Origin of the sequence: Jejudonia soesokkakensis (genome assembly GCF_042664795.1) — a bacterium.
In the GTDB taxonomy this organism is placed as follows: domain Bacteria; phylum Bacteroidota; class Bacteroidia; order Flavobacteriales; family Flavobacteriaceae; genus Jejudonia; species Jejudonia soesokkakensis.
In genome coordinates this window covers 883622-905181 of sequence record NZ_JBHTBN010000001.1, presented here as the reverse complement: position 1 = coordinate 905181, position 21560 = coordinate 883622, and the positions used below count along the sequence as shown (strand labels likewise).

Annotated in this window: 22 protein-coding genes; all 22 read right to left on the bottom strand. The window is 34.1% G+C overall.

Annotation, left to right across the window (positions count from 1 at the left end; all coding sequences use genetic code 11):
- Positions 1-47: 47 nt before the first annotated feature.
- Positions 48-1163, bottom strand: a complete 1116-nt coding sequence (rffA, locus tag ACFQO1_RS04180) for a dTDP-4-amino-4,6-dideoxygalactose transaminase (RefSeq protein ID WP_380216713.1) — start codon at positions 1161-1163, stop codon at positions 48-50.
- Positions 1160-1843: a GNAT family N-acetyltransferase gene (locus tag ACFQO1_RS04175; RefSeq protein WP_380216712.1), complete on the bottom strand. Its 684-nt coding sequence runs from the start codon at positions 1841-1843 to the stop codon at positions 1160-1162. Before ACFQO1_RS04175 ends, rffA begins: the two co-directional genes overlap by 4 nt.
- Positions 1840-2766 carry a glycosyltransferase family 2 protein gene (locus ACFQO1_RS04170; protein WP_380216711.1) on the bottom strand — a complete coding sequence of 309 codons (927 nt, stop codon included), beginning with the start codon at positions 2764-2766 and terminating at the stop codon, positions 1840-1842. The genes ACFQO1_RS04175 and ACFQO1_RS04170 overlap by 4 nt, the downstream gene beginning before the upstream one ends.
- A 92-nt stretch (positions 2767-2858) precedes the next feature.
- Entirely contained in the window at positions 2859-4046 is a 1188-nt protein-coding gene (locus ACFQO1_RS04165; protein WP_380216710.1) for a hypothetical protein, read from the bottom strand.
- Between the two features lie 35 nt (positions 4047-4081).
- Positions 4082-4780, bottom strand: coding sequence for an acylneuraminate cytidylyltransferase family protein (locus ACFQO1_RS04160; protein WP_380216709.1), 699 nt, complete (start codon positions 4778-4780; stop codon positions 4082-4084).
- Positions 4780-5937, bottom strand: a complete 1158-nt coding sequence (gene neuC / locus ACFQO1_RS04155) for a UDP-N-acetylglucosamine 2-epimerase (protein ID WP_380216807.1) — start codon at positions 5935-5937, stop codon at positions 4780-4782. Before neuC ends, ACFQO1_RS04160 begins: the two co-directional genes overlap by 1 nt.
- A gap of 1086 nt (positions 5938-7023) precedes the next feature.
- Positions 7024-8019, bottom strand: coding sequence for an N-acetylneuraminate synthase family protein (locus ACFQO1_RS04150; protein WP_380216708.1), 996 nt, complete (start codon positions 8017-8019; stop codon positions 7024-7026).
- 20 nt (positions 8020-8039) lie between these two features.
- Positions 8040-8675 carry a CatB-related O-acetyltransferase gene (locus tag ACFQO1_RS04145; protein ID WP_380216707.1) on the bottom strand — a complete coding sequence of 212 codons (636 nt, stop codon included), beginning with the start codon at positions 8673-8675 and terminating at the stop codon, positions 8040-8042.
- A gap of 45 nt (positions 8676-8720) precedes the next feature.
- Complete coding sequence (locus ACFQO1_RS04140) at positions 8721-9731, bottom strand: glycosyltransferase family A protein (protein WP_380216706.1); 1011 nt, start codon at positions 9729-9731, stop codon at positions 8721-8723.
- The gene (locus ACFQO1_RS04135; protein WP_380216705.1) at positions 9700-10599 is read right to left on the bottom strand and encodes a glycosyltransferase family 2 protein; all 900 of its coding nucleotides are present in this window, start codon (positions 10597-10599) and stop codon (positions 9700-9702) included. The genes ACFQO1_RS04140 and ACFQO1_RS04135 overlap by 32 nt, the downstream gene beginning before the upstream one ends.
- Complete coding sequence (locus ACFQO1_RS04130) at positions 10580-11371, bottom strand: glycosyltransferase family 2 protein (protein ID WP_380216704.1); 792 nt, start codon at positions 11369-11371, stop codon at positions 10580-10582. Before ACFQO1_RS04130 ends, ACFQO1_RS04135 begins: the two co-directional genes overlap by 20 nt.
- Positions 11368-12606, bottom strand: coding sequence for a glycosyltransferase (locus ACFQO1_RS04125; RefSeq protein ID WP_380216703.1), 1239 nt, complete (start codon positions 12604-12606; stop codon positions 11368-11370). The genes ACFQO1_RS04130 and ACFQO1_RS04125 overlap by 4 nt, the downstream gene beginning before the upstream one ends.
- A complete protein-coding gene (locus ACFQO1_RS04120) occupies positions 12603-13346 on the bottom strand; it encodes a glycosyltransferase (protein ID WP_380216702.1) in 744 nt (247 codons plus the stop codon). Before ACFQO1_RS04120 ends, ACFQO1_RS04125 begins: the two co-directional genes overlap by 4 nt.
- Positions 13346-14167, bottom strand: coding sequence for a glycosyltransferase family 2 protein (locus tag ACFQO1_RS04115; RefSeq protein ID WP_380216701.1), 822 nt, complete (start codon positions 14165-14167; stop codon positions 13346-13348). Before ACFQO1_RS04115 ends, ACFQO1_RS04120 begins: the two co-directional genes overlap by 1 nt.
- 3 nt (positions 14168-14170) lie before the next feature.
- Entirely contained in the window at positions 14171-15181 is a 1011-nt protein-coding gene (locus ACFQO1_RS04110; RefSeq protein ID WP_380216700.1) for a hypothetical protein, read from the bottom strand.
- A gap of 7 nt (positions 15182-15188) precedes the next feature.
- The gene (locus ACFQO1_RS04105) at positions 15189-16004 is read right to left on the bottom strand and encodes a glycosyltransferase family 2 protein (protein WP_380216699.1); all 816 of its coding nucleotides are present in this window, start codon (positions 16002-16004) and stop codon (positions 15189-15191) included.
- A gap of 27 nt (positions 16005-16031) precedes the next feature.
- Positions 16032-17015: a glycosyltransferase gene (locus tag ACFQO1_RS04100; RefSeq protein ID WP_380216698.1), complete on the bottom strand. Its 984-nt coding sequence runs from the start codon at positions 17013-17015 to the stop codon at positions 16032-16034.
- On the bottom strand, positions 17008-17889 hold the full coding sequence (locus ACFQO1_RS04095; RefSeq protein WP_380216697.1) for a sulfotransferase family protein: 882 nt from the start codon (positions 17887-17889) through the stop codon (positions 17008-17010). The genes ACFQO1_RS04100 and ACFQO1_RS04095 overlap by 8 nt, the downstream gene beginning before the upstream one ends.
- The gene (locus ACFQO1_RS04090) at positions 17889-18953 is read right to left on the bottom strand and encodes a DegT/DnrJ/EryC1/StrS family aminotransferase (protein ID WP_380216696.1); all 1065 of its coding nucleotides are present in this window, start codon (positions 18951-18953) and stop codon (positions 17889-17891) included. Before ACFQO1_RS04090 ends, ACFQO1_RS04095 begins: the two co-directional genes overlap by 1 nt.
- Before the next feature lie 63 nt (positions 18954-19016).
- A complete protein-coding gene (locus tag ACFQO1_RS04085; RefSeq protein ID WP_380216695.1) occupies positions 19017-19916 on the bottom strand; it encodes a hypothetical protein in 900 nt (299 codons plus the stop codon).
- Between the two features lie 47 nt (positions 19917-19963).
- On the bottom strand, positions 19964-20764 hold the full coding sequence (locus ACFQO1_RS04080; RefSeq protein ID WP_380216694.1) for an FkbM family methyltransferase: 801 nt from the start codon (positions 20762-20764) through the stop codon (positions 19964-19966).
- A 2-nt stretch (positions 20765-20766) separates the two neighbouring features.
- The gene (locus ACFQO1_RS04075; protein WP_380216693.1) at positions 20767-21558 is read right to left on the bottom strand and encodes a sulfotransferase domain-containing protein; all 792 of its coding nucleotides are present in this window, start codon (positions 21556-21558) and stop codon (positions 20767-20769) included.
- Positions 21559-21560 lie beyond the last annotated feature (2 nt).

The following is a 21560-nucleotide window of genomic DNA, read 5'->3' as shown; positions in this document are numbered from 1 at the left end:
TACAGACATATACTATAACAGAAATATATAGTGCCCATATACTTTTCTTAGCGACCATACGTAAGCAATGAAGAGGTTACTGCATCAATATTAAGTTCATAATATAGAGGCAATCGAACTAAGGTACGAGTGTAGGAATCACTTTGATGTAAGGGAGCACCTAAATATTGATTTTTAAAAAACGGACTACTATGTAAGGAGATATAATGAAAAACAGCATGAACCTTGTTATCTTTTAGATGTTTAATAAGTGAAGTTCGCTGTGCTTCAGAAGTACATATCATATAAAATAGATGAGCATTGTTAGTAGCAAAGTCTGGAAGATAAGGCAATTTAATATCCTGTTGTTTTGCCCATACCTGAAGACTTTTGTAATAATTAGTCCAGATCGCTTTTCGTTCTTGTTGAATTTTTGGTAAAGATTCCAATTGAGCAAAAAGGTACGCAGCATTCAATTCACTGGGTAAAAAAGAAGAACCAATATCTACCCATCCATATTTATCAATCTCTCCTCTAAAAAAAGCACTTCTATTGGTTCCTTTTTCCCAGATGACCTCTGCACGTGCAACAAATCGTTCGTCGTTTATAATAAGCAGTCCACCTTCGCCACACTGTAGATTCTTGGTCTCATGAAAAGAAAAAGTACCTAGATGTCCTATCCCTCCCAAAGGTTTTCCCTTATAAAGACTATCTATACCTTGTGCCGCATCTTCTACCACAAATAAATCATACGTTGAGGCAAGTGACATGACCACATCCATATCGCAAGCAACGCCAGCATAATGAACCACCACTATGGCTTTGGTTTTCGAGGTTATAAGCGATTCGATCATAGATTCATCCATCCCAGGATGATCTTGTCTGGAGTCACAAAAAACAATGTTCGCTCCTCGTAACACAAAAGCATTAGCAGTAGAAACAAAGGTATACGAAGGCATGATCACCTCATCACCAGGTTGAATATCCAACAAGATAGCAGCCATTTCTAACGCATCGGTACAACTGGTTGTAAGCAGAGTTTTCTTAAACCCATAAGTAGTTTCAAAAAAAGCCTGACACCGTTGAGAATAATATCCGTTGCCCGAAAGTTTTCCACGAGCTACAGCATCCTCAATGTATGCAAGCTCATTTCCTGAAAGATAGGGTTTATTAAAAGGAATCATTGGCGCCAATAATGTGTGATAAAGGTAATTTCTTTTTCTGAATATCCCATTTTTTTATAAAAGGAACAAGCCTTTTTATTACTAACCTGAGTTGGGATTGATAGCGTAGAACAACCAAGTTGGACTAACTCATTCTCTACTGCTTGTAGTAAGTTTGAGCCTATTCCTTTTCCCTGATATTCTGGATGTACCCCAATAAGGCCTATGGTTCCATTTTTTTCACTGATGGAATACGCAACAAAGCCAGCTGCTTTCTCTTCTATTAAATACATTAGAACATCATGCGCAAAAGTACCAGTACAGGAAGCTGCTACCCATGCCTTATATAGTCTCTTAAATTGTTTTCGCGAAAAATTAGGATCCAATTTAAATCTGCTAAAAGCACCACTTTCATAGGCTAATGGATATAATGATTGTATTGGAATGTCCAATTCTGAAAATGAATAAATAGCCTTAACTTCATTAGTGGGAGTTACTAATTGTTTTTCAAAAAGCACCTTAGCTTGTGTGAGCGTAGAAGTAAAATTTTTTAGGGTTGGGACAAATTCATTTTTTGATTCTAAATAAAGTAAGTCAAAAGGAATCTCTTCTGGAATTTGAAAAGCTTCTTTGCTACTAGCAATCTTTCCTACACGAATATCAAAGAATGTAGAATCCCAATGAAGTGGTTCTATCATCATACTTTATCTTTAATAATGAACGTTGGCCGGTCTTTAACATTTTCAAAGATTTTACCAATATAAAGCCCTGTAACACCTAATATAAGAATGATAATTCCTGACAGAAACCATATACTTAAAATTAGAGAGGTATACCCTAACACTTCAATATCACCTTGCAGCCATCTTGCAAAAATTATAATTGCAAAAATTAAAGACAATGACATTAAAATAACTCCAAGCTTGATAACAAGCCTAAGAGGTTTATCTGAATAAGACAGAATAATATCCAATGCAAGATCGAATCGTTTTTTAAAATCATAGGATGACGTTCCTATTTCTCTATGATTATGTATTACTTGTATAGATGTTGAAGTAAATCCTACCCACTTGACCATTGAAGGGAAGAATCTATTTTTCTCAGGAAGGCGTACGATTTCATCAATCACAATGTCACGATAGATTCCAAAGTTTGCAACACTGCCGTCATATTTAGCTCCAGACAAATAGGACAACACAGTGTAAAACTGTCTTGAAAATTGTTTTTTTAACCAATGATCCTTTCGCATGGATCGCTTTGCTAACACAATATCAAAACCCTCTTTCGCTTTGTCATATAGCTTAGGAATTTCTTCAGGAAGATCTTGAAGATCAGCATCCATAACAACTACCCAATCGCCTTTAGAGTGAGCTAAGCCAGCTGAAATTGCATAATGTTGCCCAAAATTTCTACTCAAATTAAGTCCTGTAACTTCATTATGAATAGACGCAAGTTTTTTAATTATACCCCATGAATTATCTGGACTTGCATCATTTACAAATATAATTTCGCCTTCAACTTCAATGCTTGTAAACATTTTTAGAAGCCGATTTGTAATTTGATCGAGACATTTCTCATTCCTATAAACAGGTAATACTACACTAATGATGTCTGATGATTTCAAAATAACAAAGCTGATTTTTAGATTGTAATGAGTATAAATGTATGAAATATATAAAGGGATTCTTTAAACCATAAAATGTTTCTTAGTATCATTTAAATATATTGATTGGTAATTAAAATTTTGAGAAGGTACAAAACCCCAGATATACTATGCAAAACAAATAAAATAAATAAAAATTTTGTTTTTTTACTCCAAGGTGATATGCGCAAAAACTTCGGCGTTAAAAAGGCAACTGTAGCTAAAAACAACAGGAAACAACAAACAATATTTTGCCACGTAAAATTACCATGGGACATCCTTGGACCAGATTCCAAAATAAAAGCAGAAATGAAAAGCCCTGTTATCATCAATGCAGTAGCATACAAAAAAGGTTTATATTTTAAGACCTCTCTATAACACACTAGGGTTGCTATAGGTAACGCAAGTGATAATAGAAAAGAAATAGGGATAAGCCACCAAGGAATCCAAAATGTATATACTTCAAAAGGCCAGCTAAGCATAACACCGCTTTTTTCTTGTTTAAAAGAACCAATATTTAAAGCATAAATAAGATAGTATTGCAATAAAATCAATAAAGCAGCAGTCATTAAAGGTAAACATCTTATGAATAGCCATCTTAGCCTTTTTTTCTTAAAATTGAGTAGAATAAATACAAATGTTACCGGGAGATAACAAAAAATAAAAGAGGGTTTTATTAAAATGTTTATGACAACTAAAAGATTGAGAAATAAAACCGTTTTTGTCTTGAGAACTGTATTTGTTTTAAAAACTTCAAGTTGCTTCCAAAATAAAAGTATTGCAAATGGAAAAACTAATATGGTAGTTGAATTGTGCCAGACCGTTGGCACTATTTTACCTAAATACATCTTTTTTAAGAAAAATAGTGATGCTGGATCTGGAATTGCAAAACAAAAAAATAATCCAATCGAAATCAAGATAAAGACTAAAGATTTCGATTGTTCAAATGCAAGTCTGGTTAACTGAATGATAATTTTCTTGGAAATATAATATTTGGCAGTACATGATAAAGAAAGTAAACCAACAGAAACTGGATAAAGAAAATTTGATTTTGAACTAAAACCAGAAAATAGGTTAATTAAATAATAGAATAAAAAATTGGGAGGATAGGCTACAGTATCATCATTTATTTTTTTCACAAATTCCACATGGGCTTGGATATCTGTAGCTACAAAACTTATTAAATAAGAAAAGATGAGAATACATATCCCAAAAATAAGTAATACATCAAAATGCTTATAAAACTTAATCGTATAATTCATTCGTATAAAAAGAAATGTTCAACCAAGAAATTTTATTATTCTAACGACTCCCCAGAAAGTATCCTCTCAGCCCTTCCCCAATCCTCCATGGTATCAATATTTACATGTTTGGAATCATCTGAAAGTAGATACCCTAAACGTGTTCCAAAAAAAGACTTCTTATCGCGTAACACCTCAGTTTTTGTTATATAAATAGCACCATCACGAATATAGGCTGGTGGTAATTCTTGTCGTCTCGAAATAATTTCTTGCTCACCTGTTGCAATGCGCAAGGTTTCATTCTCCGCTTCAAAAACCCAATGTGGATTATACTTATGAGGTACTTCCAGCACGGTGATCAAGGAATCAACATTTGATAGTTTAAATTTCTGAAGAGCTGCATCGATATCGGCTGCAGTTCTAAAAGGGGTTGTCACTTGTAACAAACAAACAGCATCATAATGTTCTCCTTTTTCTGAAAGGGCTCCCAACGCATGTAACACAACATCGATTGATTTGGCAGTATCAGTAGCAAGCTCTTTTGGACGTTTAAAAGGAACTCGAACGCCTGAACGTTCAGCTAATTCAATAAGCGTATCATCTTCCGAAGAAAAAACAACTGCATCCAACTCAGTAGCACCCAGCGCAGCATCTATGGTATATTGCAATAAGGGCTTACCCGCTAATAACTTTCTATTTTTATGCAGAATTCCTTTACTTCCGCCTCTTGCTGGTATGAGCCCTAATATGTTCATTAATACGTAATCGTTTTATGAAAACGAAGTGTAATGTTGGAAAGGATATCGGCTATTTTTTTGCCACTATTTCCATTCCCATAAATGGTGCTTTTCCTAATTGAAGTATTTGATACCTGTGCTGTAATAGCATTTTTAATAGCGGTTTCTTCATACAACACATCTACCACATTATCGCCTCTTAGACGTCTGTTTTGTCGGGTTCCGATATTCACCACTGGAACCCCTAAATAAGCACATTCACGGATACCTACACTACTATTTCCAATTAGACAGTTACTATTGACTAATAGTTTTAAAAAGTCGGTCGGCTCCATATTCTTAAAGAAATGAATATGTTTTGGATCGTAATTTTCACGATACGAACGGATGCCATTGGAGGTGCCGTCGGCACCAGCATCTACATTAGGCCAAAACCAAAAGGTAGGCATTGCTAAAGAATCTATAACGCGTAATGTTTTTTGCACATCCTGTTTTGCCTGATCGTATTCGGTAGTTACAGGGTGCTGCATAACTACTAAGTAGCCATTGGTATGATCAAAAACACCTCCAACACCTCCATACTTTTCAAATGGATCAAAATCTAGTCTAGGTTGTTGGGCAACTTCGGAAGCAATGTCAATAGAAGGGCAGCCTGTATTAAATACATAGGCTTCATCTTCTCCCATACTTATCACACGTTGTTTAGCATCTTCAGAAGTAACAAAATGAATATCTGCCAGTTTAGTATTAGCGTGTCGCACTTTCTCATCAATATTTCCAGTAACTTCTCCCCCTTGCAAATGGATCAATGGAATATTTTGATAGGCAGCAGCAATAGAAGTAGCAATGGTTTCAAATCGATCTGCAATCGTCAATACAGCATCCGGCTGAAGGTTATAGAAAACATTCGCCAATTCCATGACGCCTAAACCAGTTGTTTTTGCCATGGCTGTTTTATTCTCACCTTCCAGCACCATAAAAACTTTTTCGTCAATACTAAAACCATCCTTTTCAATAAAATCTACTGCATTCCCGTAGCGGTCTAATAAAGCAGACCCTGCAACAACCAATTGTAATTCTAAGGCTTCATGTTCCTTGATTGCCTGCAACACGGTTTTTACACGACTATAGGAAGGTCTCGCTGTAATAACAGCACATATTTTTCTTTTGGGCATGCTTAGAATTTGAGAATATAAAAGTATTAAAAATAATCGGTACGTCATCTCGATTACTTCTATCATCTCGTCGCTTTGTCATCTCGAACGCTCCTGTCATCTCGACCATCCTGTCATCTCGAACGCTAGTGAGAGATCTCATCAGAGTGAGCAAGATAAAACATAACTAAAATGAGATTCCTCGTCGCTTCGCTCTGTCGGAATGACTAAAATTCATCTCGACCCTCTTTCACCTCAACCCTTCCTGTCATTTCGACCAACGGGAGAAATCTCACAACAGTAAGCAAAAATACCTCCCAGTCATCTCAACCTTCCTGTCATCTCGAACGCTAGTGAGAGATCTCATAACAGTAAGAAAAATTACCTAAACAACTCAATAGAATGAGATTCCTCGTCGCTTCGCTCTGTCGGAATGACTAAAACATTACCTCAACCCTTCCTGTCATCTCAACCTTCATGTCATTTCGACCAACGGGAGAAATCTCACAACAGTAAGCAAAAATACCTCCCAGTCATCTCAACCTTCCTGTCATCTCGAACGCTAGTGAGAGATCTCATCAGAGTGAGCAAGATAAGACATAACTAAGATGAGATTCCTCGTCGCTTCGCTCTGTCGGAATGACTAAAACATTACCTCAACCCTTCCTGTCATCTCGAACTCCTGTCATCTCAACCTTCCTGTCATCTCGACCATCGGGAGAGATCTCATAACAGTTAGAAAAATTCCTTAAACAACTCAATAGAATGAGATTCCTCGTCGCTTCGCTCTGTCGGAATGACTAAAATTCATCTCGACCCTCTTTCACCTCAACCCTTCCTGTCATCTCGAACGCTCCTGTCATCTCGACCATCGGGAGAGATCTCACAACAGTAAGAAAAATTACCTAAACAACTCAATAGAATGAGATTCCTCGTCGCTTCGCTCTGTCGGAATGACTAAAACATTACCGCAACCCTTCGTGTCATCTCGACCATCGGGAGAGATCTCATAACAGTGAGAAAAAACACCACAGTCATCCCGATCACAACCCAGTCATTCCGAACCGAAGGGAGGAATCTCATAACAGTAAAAAATAAAGAAAGACCCTATTCCAGATCCTCACTATTCAAAAAATCCCATTGCTTCAAATCATTCCTCAAGGTCTTTCCAAGTACTTCCTCAAACCTAGAAGCATCAATTCCAAAACCTTTTGGCTTTTTAGCTTCAAGATCCTCAAAAGTTAATCGATGTCCTTTTTTTAGCGATGCATTGACCGCCAATGATTTTTCAAATATTCGTTTCAAATCCGTGAACTGCTCGTTTGAACTTTTATCTATCGGATGTTTTTTGGCAACTTCTAAATTTCGAATCGATTGAACCAATTGAGGAACTTCAGCAATCTCTAAAGAGGATTTCGCATCTGGACCAAAATCACTCCGACTAAATACTGCATGGAATTCAATAATCTCCGCACCTAAAGCTACTGCTGCAATAGCAGTGCCTATATCGGCAGAATGGTCTGAAAAACCTACTGGTACACCATATCGTTCTTTTAACTCTTTAATCACATTCAAACCAAACTGTTCTGGCGCCGTAGGATAGCTGGTCGTACATTGTAAAATAGAAAATTGAGCTCCTTTTGACTTTAAAAAAGAAACCGTAGCATCAAGTTCGGTATAGGAACTCATTCCAGAAGATATAATCAATGGTTTTCCAGTTTGCACCAGTTTTTCTAATAATAAAAAATTGTTGACCTCTCCCGAGCCTACTTTATAACGAACTACACCTATGTCTTCCAACAGATCTATCGCAACATTGCTAAAAGGCGAAGACATAAACTCCATTCCCTTTTCTTCACAGTGGGATTTTAATTGAGCCCATTGGGCTTTTGTAAACTCCATTCGTTTCCAGTAGTCATAGCGTGTAGCATCATCACTAAACTTCACTCGAAAAGGCTCATGAACACTACTTTCTGCTTCAGCAATATGAGTTTGAAACTTGATAACATCAATACCTGTGCCTGCCAGAGCATCTATATAGTCAAGTGTTTTAGAAAAACTGCCATTATGGGCTTGTGCGATTTCGGCAATAATAGTGGTCAAAATATTGTTTTTATATTAATCTAAGGGGTAAAGATAGTCGTAGCTTCTGAAAAATCTTTAAAGAACAAATGTTTATGCCTTTCTAATGTAGCGGAATCCATATCCCACCAGCATAAAACTTCAATTTCCTTTATTACAGAATCTGAAAATCGTTTTTTAATAATTTTAGCGGGGACGCCACCCACAATAGAATAAGGAGGAATATCCTTAGTTACCACACTTCCACTGGCTATAATGGCTCCATTACCTATACTCACATTCCCAACAATGATGGCATTATGGCCTATCCAGACGTCATGCCCAATCGTTATTTTTTTTACTTCCTTAAGTTGTTTTAAGGCTCCTTCAAAAAGATTCTGATTAATATAAGTTGACATATATGTAACGGGATGGTTGGTAGAATGAATGGCAACATCGGCACCTAACTGACAATACTTTCCAATAGTGATATCCCCATGAAGAAAATTATTGTAGCCTAGGGTAGTCGCATATCCAAGAAAAATAGTCCCAGAAAAATTACACCGGTCTGGCACAGCATTTTTTCCTTCAAAGGTGACATTATGAAGCCCTCTTGAAAAACCTGAAATAATGGACCCATTCTTTTTTTCCTTTGAATGAAGAAAATAGTTTAGAATTTTTTTTACAAATAATTTCATTTATTTACTACTTGATTTCTCCTTTTCAATTCACAAGATACTTTTTTAATATTCCTTGTAACCCTCTACTAATCCTAATTTTTTAAAATACCATGGTTTTACATAGCGACTCATCAAAATTCTTACAAATACCTTTTTTACAAAATAAGGGATAAAATTATGCTGTGCTTTAGGTATAATATGTAAAACTTGTTTTTGTTCAGGTTTGTAAGTAACCTCATCCATCCATTCTTCATGAATATTTCCCATGTGATACGCGTAATTTTCAGGAGTCGCGAGTCGCCAGAATCCTGACTTTTCATTTGGAATATCAATATAGTCTCTATCAGCACTGCTTGAATAAGCCCAATGACTCATTACTTTAGGTGTTTTTTTAAAAACTTCTTTACGCAAGGTAGCTACAAAATGACCACAACCTACAATTGCATTTGCATTCTTTTTACGCAGGGTGAGTTGGTATTGTAAGCGAATAGATTTTGCATACATGGTGGTTTCTTTGTCAATACTTTTTGCAAAAAGAAGCATAGCTTCAGGGTCACATAACTTTTGAAACTTTAATAACCCTCTAAAAAAAGCATCATATAAAGTATGAGCCGTAAAGTGATTATAAAGGGTTCCGTGGGGTACTGGAGAAACCATACCTGCTTTAGGAAAATTTACATACACACGTTCTACGGCATCCATCCATCCAGGCTTAAAAAGCACATCTCCATCTGTAATAGTGATAAGTGCTTCAGTAGCTTGCTTCGCAACAGGAATGACTGCATCAATCTTTCCTTTATTTGTTTTATGATGAATAAGTTGATCTATAAATCCCGAAGCATACAAACCATTCAAATAGGACGTAATTTCATCACAGGATCCATTGTTTACAATCGTCAATTTACTTTTATAGTGTCTCGTCGCATTAATAGAACCTATACAGAGTCTAGTGATTTTATAGGAATCTTTAAAATAATCATCTAATCGGGGCACATACACAGGTACAATAATGTGGTGATAGACATCTTCTGATACTATTTTTTTATTGTTTTCTGGGTTTTGACCTATTCGCATAAAAGTCTGATATTTCCCAAATATACTTTGAAGGATTTAAAAACAAGGTAAGATAATTGATTTTAATCAAATCGTTGGGATATACACTATTCCAATTTCGGACGGCTTGCTTTGCAAGTCTAATTTTAATTTTATGAAGAATTATAGGAGAATGAACACCCATTTCCCTAAAATTAGCAATCATTTTCTTTTCAATTCCTATATACTTTTCTCTTTGTTTTGATAAACGAACCGGATTATCAAACTCTCTGTAAAATGCCAAAGGTTCGTCTATATAATAGATCTGATGCCTGTAAAAAAGTCGCTGATAAAAATCAATATCTTCTCCCACTTTAATAGTTTCATCAAACAGTAGGTCTTTCGTAAAAACGGTTCGTCTTAGTAAAGGAGTCGGTGATTTAACCACCCAAACTCCCAGCGCGTTCCAGAATACATTTCCTGATCTTTTCGAAACTTTAGTTTTGGATGCCCCGATGATGTTCCCTGTACTTTCTCCCAGCTCTGTGACGACCATAGCACTTGAATGCACCAAGTCTACCTCTTTATGGGTTTCTAAAATCGCAACTTGCTTTTCAATCTTATCTTTTCTCCAAAAATCATCATCATCTAAAAATGCAATATAAGCTCCGTTGGATTTTTTAATCCCAAAATTTCTCGCCGAAGACAAACCTCCATTTTTTTTGTATAAATAGGTGCAGTTTTTATAATGATTACATATCTCTTCTGCATAATTAATGTTCGATCCATCATCTATTACCAAAATCTCAATAGGCACATAGGTTTGCCCTACCACACTGTCTATCGCTTCCTTTAAAAAGGTTGGTCGGTTGTACGTAGGTATGATAACGCTAACGAGTGGGCTTGACATAGCTTTTAATTTTTCTTAAAATTCTGTTAGCAATCCCAAAGAACGAGTTCTTTTTTCGTTGCTTTTGTTGTTCTTCCAGCGCTAATACCTTTTGATGTTTGTCATATTCTTTTCCATATAAGCTTCTGAATATAAGCTCATCCTCTTTTTCTTTTGCGATCAAAAAAGAAGCATCATTACTAACCCCAGCTAGGTCAAATAAAACCAAAAAATAAGGAATATGGGTAAATGTAAATTGGGCACTTAAAAAGCACTGAATGTAAAATGCTCTATCTGAAGCAATTTTATAACGTTCATCATACCCTCCCATTCGATCAAACACAGTTTTCTTAAACAGTGTGCTTTGATGGGGCAATGAAGTTTTCATAAAGTAAGCTGGATAAAGCTGATCTGGATACACTTTCTCACCATCTTCAAATTTATAATCACCATAGATAATATCGCCTGTGAAGTGGGGGTGATTCACAAAATCTTGTAAAGCTGAAGGAGAAGTAAAAACATCACCACTATTTAAAAATTGAAGATAGGTACCCCTCGCTTTATCTATCCCCTTATTCATTGCATTAAAAATTCCATCATCAGGCTCACTAATCCAATACGAAAATTGTTTTTTATGATGAGTAATTATTTCGGCACTCCCATCGGTAGAACCTCCATCAATGATGATATATTCAAAGTCAGTATACGTCTGGGACAGTACTGAATCGATCGTTTGCTGCAATCCAGCTGCATTATTATAATTGATGGTGATGATGGACAAAAACGGACTCATACGAGAATCGTCTTATAAAGTTCGGTATAGCCTTCAGCTTGTAGTTTTGGACTAAAATGTGTTTTTGCGTAGGCTTTAATGACTTCTGAGTCATACTGACTGTGCTGTTTAGCAAAATCTTCAATGGTGTTGGCAAAACGTTCCGCAGTGATATCAGGAGCCAGCATCCCAGTAATGCCTTCCTGTATATGGGTTGCCATTCCTCCTATTTTAAAACTTAGAACAGGGGTTCCCACCATAAAGGATTCTAACATGACATTGGGCAAATTATCTTCCCTGCTGGGCAACAAAAAAGCATCGGCTAGGGTGTACAATTCCTGCATCTTGTGTGGATCATAGATTACCCCCAAAGATACCGTTTTTATGTTTTCTTTCGGTACAACTACGCTCCCTTTCCCTACCACCAAAAGTGTAATTGGTAAGGCATCAATACGGTGTAAGGCATCCACCAATACATCCATTCCTTTTCTGGGGCTATTGACATCATGCGCTATAAATAACAAGACCAAGCGGTCATCAGCAATTCCTAAGTTTGTTTTTAATTTATGTAATCCTGAAACGTCTATGGATTCCTTGTCTATAGAGTTTGCAATCGTTTTAAAAGTAGTCTCGGACTTAAATACGTTGCTTTGAATAGCAAGGTCTGTCATCCATTGTGACGGACCTACCACTGCTTTAAGACTACTTTTCTGAATACATTGTTTTTTATAGGCACGAATCTGATGTTCAATTTCTGAAAATACATTCGAATTTTGATCAGTATCTCCTTGATAGTGGAAAAGCCCCGAAAATGGATTCATATCGTGCAACGTCCAAACCATAGGTTTTTGAACAATAGAAAAGAACCGTTTATACGCTAATATACCACTTACCATGTGCAGATTAACGATGGTAGCTTCTTGCACTAATGGGTGTTTTTCTAGAGGATAACTACTGTAGGGAGTCGAAAGCATTTCATAGGTAAGATCTTCCTTTAACTTTTGGAGTTGTTTTTGAACTTTCTGTTCAGCACTAGGGAAAAATTTATGCTCTATTTTTCTGAAAACTTTCTGAAAAATACTAGGCTTCTGATAGGCAAAAAATTCATCAGCGATGTGATTTCCATGAAAATCAATGGTAAGGTCCTTCGATAGGTATGCGGAAGCAACACCATACGCCCGTAAGGCATTATGCAATCGCAATGCCGCAATACCTGCGCCACCTTTAGAAGAAGTGGTAATCTGAAGGACTTTCATGTAAAAATTTTATGATACAATTTACGACCAAATTCTTTTGCATACCTTTTTAAATAAGGAGTGGGGTACCCATAAAATAAATAATCCGAACAGACCGTCGTGATTTTTTTTAGTAAAGTTCCCTTAGTTTCCTCTTTTGTTATGTTCCAAGAATGATCCCACAAATGCACAGCCATCGTTGCATCGGTAATAAAAGAGCTATACGCTGCTGCTCTGTTTTCATAAGGAATCGGATAAAAAATTTCGGGTGGAAAAATAACTTCATTCGATTTTAAATTCTCTTGTTGCACTAAATCTTTAAAAGCATGCGTAATAACTGGCGGTGAAAATTCATTAAAATAAGCAGTATCGTAAAAGGACTTCATGGCTTTTAAAAACCGATGCTTTGGGGTAGCACCCCATAAGCCATACGCGACTCTTCCAGCTACCTCTTCGCCACTAAAGAATTGATAGGGTAACAATAGGTCTAATGGTTTTAGAAGTAGCATATCGGTATCTAAATAAATACCCCCATGGATATATAAGACTTCCGCTCGTACAGTATCAGCCACAAACGCATACTGTTGTTTTCGTAGGGCATTTTTATAAAAAGCTTGTCCTTTATTGGGAGCATTGGTTTCATTCCACTCGATGATCTCAAAATCGGGACAAAAGTGTTTCCAGCTCTCCAGACATTTATGAAAAGAAATCGGTTTTGGACCACCTCCAAACCAGCAGTAATGAAGTTTTTTTGGGATCATTATAGGTCCTTTAATCGTTTTCCTTTCAGAAAAAATAGCAACAATCGCAACCAGAGGGAGTTCAATTTTTGAGCAAGCTTAGAGCCTTCCAATATTCGTAAAAGTTTAAATCTATTAGAATTAAATAAATTGAAATCTTTTAACAATTCAATGAGTAATGGAAAATGTTGCATCATAACATAATCCCTTTCCTTTATAATAGCTTCTCTATATTTGGATTGGTTAGAAATACCAGTTGTATCAAATTTCGTGATGAAAAATCCAAGGTGTTTAATACTGACATTATATTTTATAATCGCTAACATAAAAAACTCCCAATCAGCAACAATGTTAAGATTTTCACTGTAGTAATGGTATTTATAAAATAATTCCTTTTTGATAAATGTCGCAGGATGCGGCAGTGACTTTTCAAAGAGAAAGGCAAAAGAGATGTTATTAGGATATATATCCTCAATGTCATTAAAATTATTAATTAAGATTAAGTCTCCATAAAAGATATCTATATCATTATTTAAAGAATTAAAAACTCTGTTCAAAACTGTATCATTAAATAAAACATCACCACTATTTAAGAATAGAAGATAGTCTCCAGAAGCCAAACGTATTCCTTTATTCATAGCGTTATAAATCCCAGAATCAGGCTCGCTTACTAGTATAGAGATTGCATTTTTATTTAATTCTAATAAATCTTTACTGCCATCAGTACTATTTCCATCAATTACAATATATTCGAAATCTAAATCTCTTTGAGAGATAACACTTTTTAAAGTGCGCTCAAGCCCAAGCTTATTATTAAAATTTATTGTAATTACTGAAATCATGAACTAAGCCTTGTCGGCAGTATTGTTTAAAATTAATGCCAGCCGTTTTAACAATCGCTTTAATAGCGAACCTTTTACATACTTTTTAGAAACTATCTGCCTAACATCATACCCAATAGGGATATTCTTATAATTGGTATAATGATGAGATTCAATCGTTTTTTGGTAGTTGTTATATAATTCTTTTAATAAAGGAAAATCTTCAAAAGTGTACCTGTTATATTCTCTAGAGATGTCTTTGTCATTATTCGCTAACTTACTAAAATGATAAAAAACAAGATTGGTTTCATCGTTCAATAATACCTTATTTCCCTTAATTGATATAATACGACGCTCATGTAGATTCCAAGGAGCCATATTATAATTAAAGGTTTTTAGAATTTCAACATTGTCAAAAAATATGGGGGCAAGAGCCATCCATAATTGATCCACAAAATATCCTATCTTAGGCCAGTTATAGCCATGATGGATAGTCCGTTCTTCCCACCAATCAAGCATTTTAAGTGAAAATTCGCTATTTACATTTATACCAATAAAACCAAGGTTATATATTCCAAATTTTAAAAATATATTCTCATCTGGCAACATGCCATCTCTTGGAATTTCACTAAGAATATGTGGGGTTAGAACCGCATTTTTAGTCTTTAAAATTGTAGTAACCTCTTCTAAAGTGTCATAGAAATAAAGGTCTGGATCCAAATAATAGATGACCTCTGCATTTATATTATTAGAAATTATATGCTTGAAAACACTTGGCTTTATAGAGGTATTTAATTCAATAATATCATATCGAGATATTAAATCTGGCAAATCCAAGCCATCAATTTCTGCAATGGTAAGAATCTGGGCTGGGTTAAAATTTGTATAATCAACTTGCTCCGACCTTTTATCAACTAATATAATGTAAAAAGTAAACGTTGGATTATGCGTTAAGAAAGATTCTTTGAGCGCATTTGCTTGTCCCAAATAATTATTGGAGCAAATTGTAAATGCAAACTTGGTAGTAATATTCATCTAGTAATTACCTAATTTTTGTAAAGAACCGTTTCTTTAATTTTTCGTACTTAAAGCGAAAGGGGTGTTGTTCTTGTTGTTTTGTGAGCACAATTCCATAAAATCCAAATGTAGGATTATTTAATAAAGGATGAAATAAACTAATCCCAAAATATCTTCTAACGTTATCAATAAAATCATCTAAAATTCCCGTATCTGTAGCATGGGTTGAAAATCCTCCAGCCTTAAAATTTGCAACGATTAAATCTATATACTGAAAAGGTGATTTAGCCCAACAACGTAAATTGAAATCCCAATCAGAGCTTTTTGTATATTTTAAGTTAAAATAACCTATCTCATTTTTGATAAAATCTTTATTATAAAATATAGCTTGATGACAAATATTTTGATTTAAAAGTTTGGACAAATTAAATGCTCCCGCATAGACTTCTCCATCTTTTGCCCATCCTGTATCACCTTGAATCTTAGCGTTACCATAGACGACTTTAGCATTTGTATTGTCAATCTTTTTTTTTACAGTTTCTAAAACACTTAAATCATATAAAGAATCATCACTTCCTAAAAAAAGTATCCAATTTCCAGTTGCATTGTCGATTCCCTTGTTCATGGCATCGTAAATACCTTTGTCCTTTTGAGAAATAATTTTCATACATGAGAATTTAGTCTCATATGTATTAGCAATTTCCAGGGTATGGTCCGTAGATAGACAATCCATAATCAAAACCTCTATGCTTTGCTCTGTTTGTTGCACAATGCTTTCGAGAGCAATTGGTAAGGTTACACCTGAATTAAATGTTGGTATGATAATGGAAAAAACACACATTTTGGACTTATCAAATATTTTAAAAAATTATTTTTTAAAACTTGCTATAATTTTTTTTCGTCGGTACCTCATTGAAGTTTTCATTCTATTAAAAAAATATTTATAGGTTCGTAGTTCCGAATAATTTAAAAACTTATAGATTTTATCATTAATTGCTTGCTTAGATTCTTGATCCTTTGTTTGACTAAGAAGATTATGATATCTATCCATTATTTCATTCCATAAAAGTGAATTATACCTACTCCTATAAGGTTCATGATGAAATAAAAATAAAAATCTTTTTATAATCTCCATCTCATTTTTTTCATTTGAACTACCCTGCCAAACACCTCCCTCATGAAATCTATAAGCTGACATATTTTGATCCATAAAAAATAAATCACCCCTATTTGTGATTAGTACCTCCAAAATAAAATCGGTTCCAATTTTTAAGAAATCATCTAAATAAGGTTTAATTGCATCATTACGAAACACAAGAGATCCAGTACTGTAAGCACTTCTTAATCCACTTACAGAATCATACTGGTTATAAGACCTTCCATCAACACCTTCAAAATATCTAGCCCATTTTAATTTGTTAGTTTCATCAACTACTATAGAATTATGAAAACAACCCACCGCTTCTTTCCGAGATTCAAGAAAATCTACCTGTTTTTGTAATTTTAAATCATCCGTCCAATAATCATCTCCATCGAGCAGTGCAATATATTTCCCTGAACAATTTATTAAAATATCATAAAAATTTTGAACTCTTCCGTTGCTTTGTCGATCTAGATAATATTGATCTCCTTTAACTCGTGAAATAATTTTCCAATGTGCTTTGGGGTTTTTTGATTGAAATGATTTTACTATTTCAATAGTTCCATCAGTAGAAAAATCGTCTCCTACTACTACTTCAAAATCAAAATCAGTTTTCTGAGAATCAATACTCTCCATAGCCTGCAAAATGTAGTCGACATGATTAAAGGTCATGAGTCTGACACTGAGAATAAATGGAGTATTCTTAGACATATCCATAGTTTTTTAAAGCACTTCCAGCATGTAAATTAAATAAATCCAATTCTTCAGCAGAAAATTGCAACTTATATTGATGTATCCTACTAGTGTCAGGTTTTTTCAATGTATTCATTTTCCAATCCACGGTTTGTGAAGGTTCAAGATTGTTTTTTTTATTCAAAACATTATACTCTAACATCGTTTTATCAAAAGGTACATTGAGAAATTCACTAATTTTTATACATGTATCCTTCATAGATCTAACTAAGTCTTCATATTTAACTAAAAGAAAGTTGTTCTTAGCATTAGTTTTCAAAAAAAGTTCTATTCGGCGATTGTTATCCGCCCATTCCTTGGCAATTTCACTTATATCAACGGGTAAATTGGGAAAATAATCACTCGTTGAGACAATTGATGTTAAGTTTCTATAGGAACAAGCTACATCTCTTCCATCTCTCACAAGGTGTATATACTTGGCATCAGGGTACAATTCAATCAAATCATATAGGTGATGTATATAATAGTTGTTTTTATCACCCCAGACAATTGGCTTTTTTTTTCTCATAAGTGCCTGAAAATAATATACAAGCGAACCAACATGAGCATATGAAACTGGATTATGATATATAAGATATTGTATGAGTTGCTCTTTTTCAAGTTGCCATGTTTCAATTTTTTTTGAACTAAGGATATCTGTCACCAACTTCTCAATTTGTATTGGATCTCTTAAATCCTTTGTAGATATATTTTCATATTTGGATTTCCACCATAAAAGAAATCCACTCTCGGGTGGCACGGTAAGTTTACTATTACAATCACAAATAATTCTAAGAAGGGATGAGCCACTTCTGGGATTTGCAAGTATAAAAAATGGGGACTGGTGATTCATCAGTCATTTGTATTATTAATAATGTCTACAATTCGTTTTAAATCTGATTCTTTAAGATTATGTGAAAGTGGTAAACATAAAATTCGCCGAGTGATTTCATGGGTGACTGGAACTTTAGATACAGTTGTGTAGTTTAAGCTGTCCAGACTTGGATAAAAATACCTTCTTGGGAAAATAGAAGCCTCATTTAATCTTAATACGGTTTTAAGTAATTGTCTTTCAGAATCAAACAAAATAGGATAATAAGAGAAATTCCATTTAGAATTTGCTCTTATTTTCAATCCACAATTCGCAAGATGAGCATTGTAATAAGCAACAACATGCTCTCTATTTGTCAGGATTTTATCCATATAGGGAAGTACAGACAAGCCCATAGCCGCTTGTAGTTCACTCATTTTTGCATTAATTCCTAAACCTCTGAAAGTTTCAGGTCCATCATGTCCAAAATTATGACCAAAATACATAGAATCAAATAGTTCTGGTTTACAAACTAAAGCACCTCCTTCTCCTGTATGAAATAATTTGGTAGCATGAAAACTACAAGTACTTACATCTCCATATTCAAAGATACTTTTCCCTTTATGATCCACACCAAAACAGTGTGCTGCATCATAAATCACTTTTAAATTATGCTTTTTTGCAATCTTTTCAATTGCTTCTACATGGCAGGGGTTTCCAAAAACATGTGTTGCTAAAATTGCCGTCGTTAAAGGAGTGATAGCCGCTTCAATCAATGTCTCATCAATAGTAAGATATTCTGGATGAATATCAACAAATACAGGTATACATCCTTCCCAAACGATACTAGATGTGGTTGCAACATAACTAAAGGCTGGAGTAATAATTTCACCGGTCAAGCCTAATGCTTTAATAGCTATCTGAATGGGAAGCGTTCCATTGGTCATTGCAATGATATTTGGAACCTTTAAATATTCTTTTAATTTATATTCTAATTCTTTTACTAACTCACCTCGGTTTGTCATCCAGCCTTTTGACCATGCTCGCTCCAATATGATTTGAAACTCATCTTGGGGTGGTAAAAAAGTCTGGGTAACATTTATCATTTTAATTGAACTTGTTAAAAGAAAATTTATTTACTATTAGTTGTTGTGATGAAAATACTCAATCTAATTTTTATCAAAGATTATTTTTATACCCTTTTTAATTTTTTTCTTAAGTCTTGTCCAGATATTTGGATTATAGGGTGGTTTTTCAATCATTGGATTTAATCCATAATTATCCATAAAAGATTTAATCTCTTGTAATCCAGCAACTGTACTTGCGCTTTTTGCTTCATTCTTAAGCTCATTGATTATCCGATAAAGTTCTTTTTTATTGTGGGTATCAAATTCTGAAAAATCTGAAACAAGCCAAGCGCCATCTTCTCCTATGTGAAAAGTTAGGTGCTCATATTTAAATAATTCATAATTATTACAATAGGTTATGAGATTTGCAAACATGGTTCTACCTATCCAGTTAGCCCCAATACATATGGACCCGAGATGTAAGGAAGCTATCAAATCTTTACGTATTACAAAACAATCAAATCCAGGATGTTCTACACCCAAATCGCTGTAAGCAGATGCTAGGGTATCCAAATCGTATTCTTTTGAGATGGTCCGCCTATTAATAACAAATGCGTCTAACCCTATTTCAATTTTTTCTTTTACAAAAAGATAAAAATGCGGCAAGAGGGCAATATCTACGTTTGTGTATACAATATATTCTGCATCCAATGAACTTTCCACAGCTCGATCTAAAATATCTTTTATAAAAGGAAGCTTACGTGTCTTTTTAAAATCATCAACATCCATAACGGAATGTTTTAGATCTGGAGCTTTATAAAAATAGGCAGGAATAATATCATGATCTTCTGAATACTGGGTAGTAACCAGAGCTACTTCTATCGCTCCTTTAGAAAATTCTTTTGCTTTTCGCATTGACTCAAAGGTAATAGGCTGTGCTTTAAATAAATCTGATGCTGGCCCAACGTTCACAGGATTAACGATATGTACTATTTTCATCATTTTAACTTCAGAATTAATTATATCAAATGTTATCCTTTTTAAAATCTTTAAAAGAGCTTGAATCTTCTTAAAAGTTTCTGAAAATCTTTAGTTGTTTTAAACTTTGGAGGTACTGAATCTAATGTTAAATCTTCACTTATTGGATGTTTCTGAACCGCTTTAATATAATTAACAAAATCTAGATTTCTTAGCCATTCTTTATTAACCCACTCTTTGTTCAATAAAAACAAATTTTGTCTATTTGAACCAATATTAATATATTTTGGATATGTTTTAAAATAGTTTAGAACTGCATCAATTTCGATATCCGTATTTGCTTCAATAATAAATAATCCAACATCAAAGTTATCAATTTCTAAACCTTTTAAAACTTCAATTTCAAATCCTTCAACATCTATAGATATAATATCTACTTTATTATTTTTTAGTTCCGAATTTTCTAGAATAGATTTTAATGTCTTTGCCTTGACTTTAATCTTTTCAGGTTCTTTATATACTAAGCCACGGTTCTTATATCTTCTTTTAATATCTTCTTCATCATAATTACAGCCAGATAAAACACCAATTTCTTCACTGTAAAAATCGATTTCTCTTATAGTTTCATCACCCACAACTGCACATTCAAAAACTTTTGAATTAGGCCTATTTTTTTTAAGTATTTTAAAAATATCAGGATTGGGTTCCACGCATATAGATTGCCATCCCAATTGTTCAAGACTGTAACTATTACTTAAATGTTGTCCGTCAAAAGCTCCTACTTCCACGACAACACCATTTCTTTTTTTGCCTAAAATCTGCCATGCCAAATAGTCATCAGCGTGTTGGCTGTATGAAATGAACTTATACATAGTTAGTTATTTAAATATAAAATAGGATTGAAATTAAAATCTGGATAATGCTTTGTCAACAAAACTATTCGTTCCAATTGACTTTTAGATAAAATCTTACTTCCACGACTCATCTCTCCTTTATTAATTCGATTCTTATCACTAGACAAGTTATATATAACTTCCATGCTTTCAGTAATCTTAGATTCGCTACATTCTAAATTCCAAAAATCAAGAATTTCTTTGAAAGTATTTAATTGATTTTGATGAAATTGCTCATATTGAATGAATTTAACTGGCATCAACTTCTGATCTTTTACCTTTGTCCAACTAGTATAAAAGAATAAATACCAAGGTAATGCTATATCAATTAGCAAATCATGTTGTTCTTCTATAGATATTTTGTTAAAATTATCAGGGACATAAAAGTGAGGCCATCTCATTGTTTTAGATATATGTTCTCTCAATGAAACTACTATATCTGGTAAATTCCTTAAAAGTATTATTGGAGCAATGTTATATTTTAGAAATAAATCTATATTAGGAGTTGTAGCTAAAGTATGATGCTTCGATATAGTATTGCGATCTGAATATTCTTGTAATTTTGGCTCATACAAATCTTGTTCCCTATAATGTGAATAAATCAAATCAACAAAATTTGTATCTAACAAATGACTTAAAACAAGTGAAATAAAGGATGAGCCACTTTTAGGAAATGCCGATATATAAAGAAACTCATTCGTAAATTGAGTCTTTTTTACAACATTTAAATTATCTGAACCTACTAGGTTTTTAAAAATTTTTTTATACTTCAAAT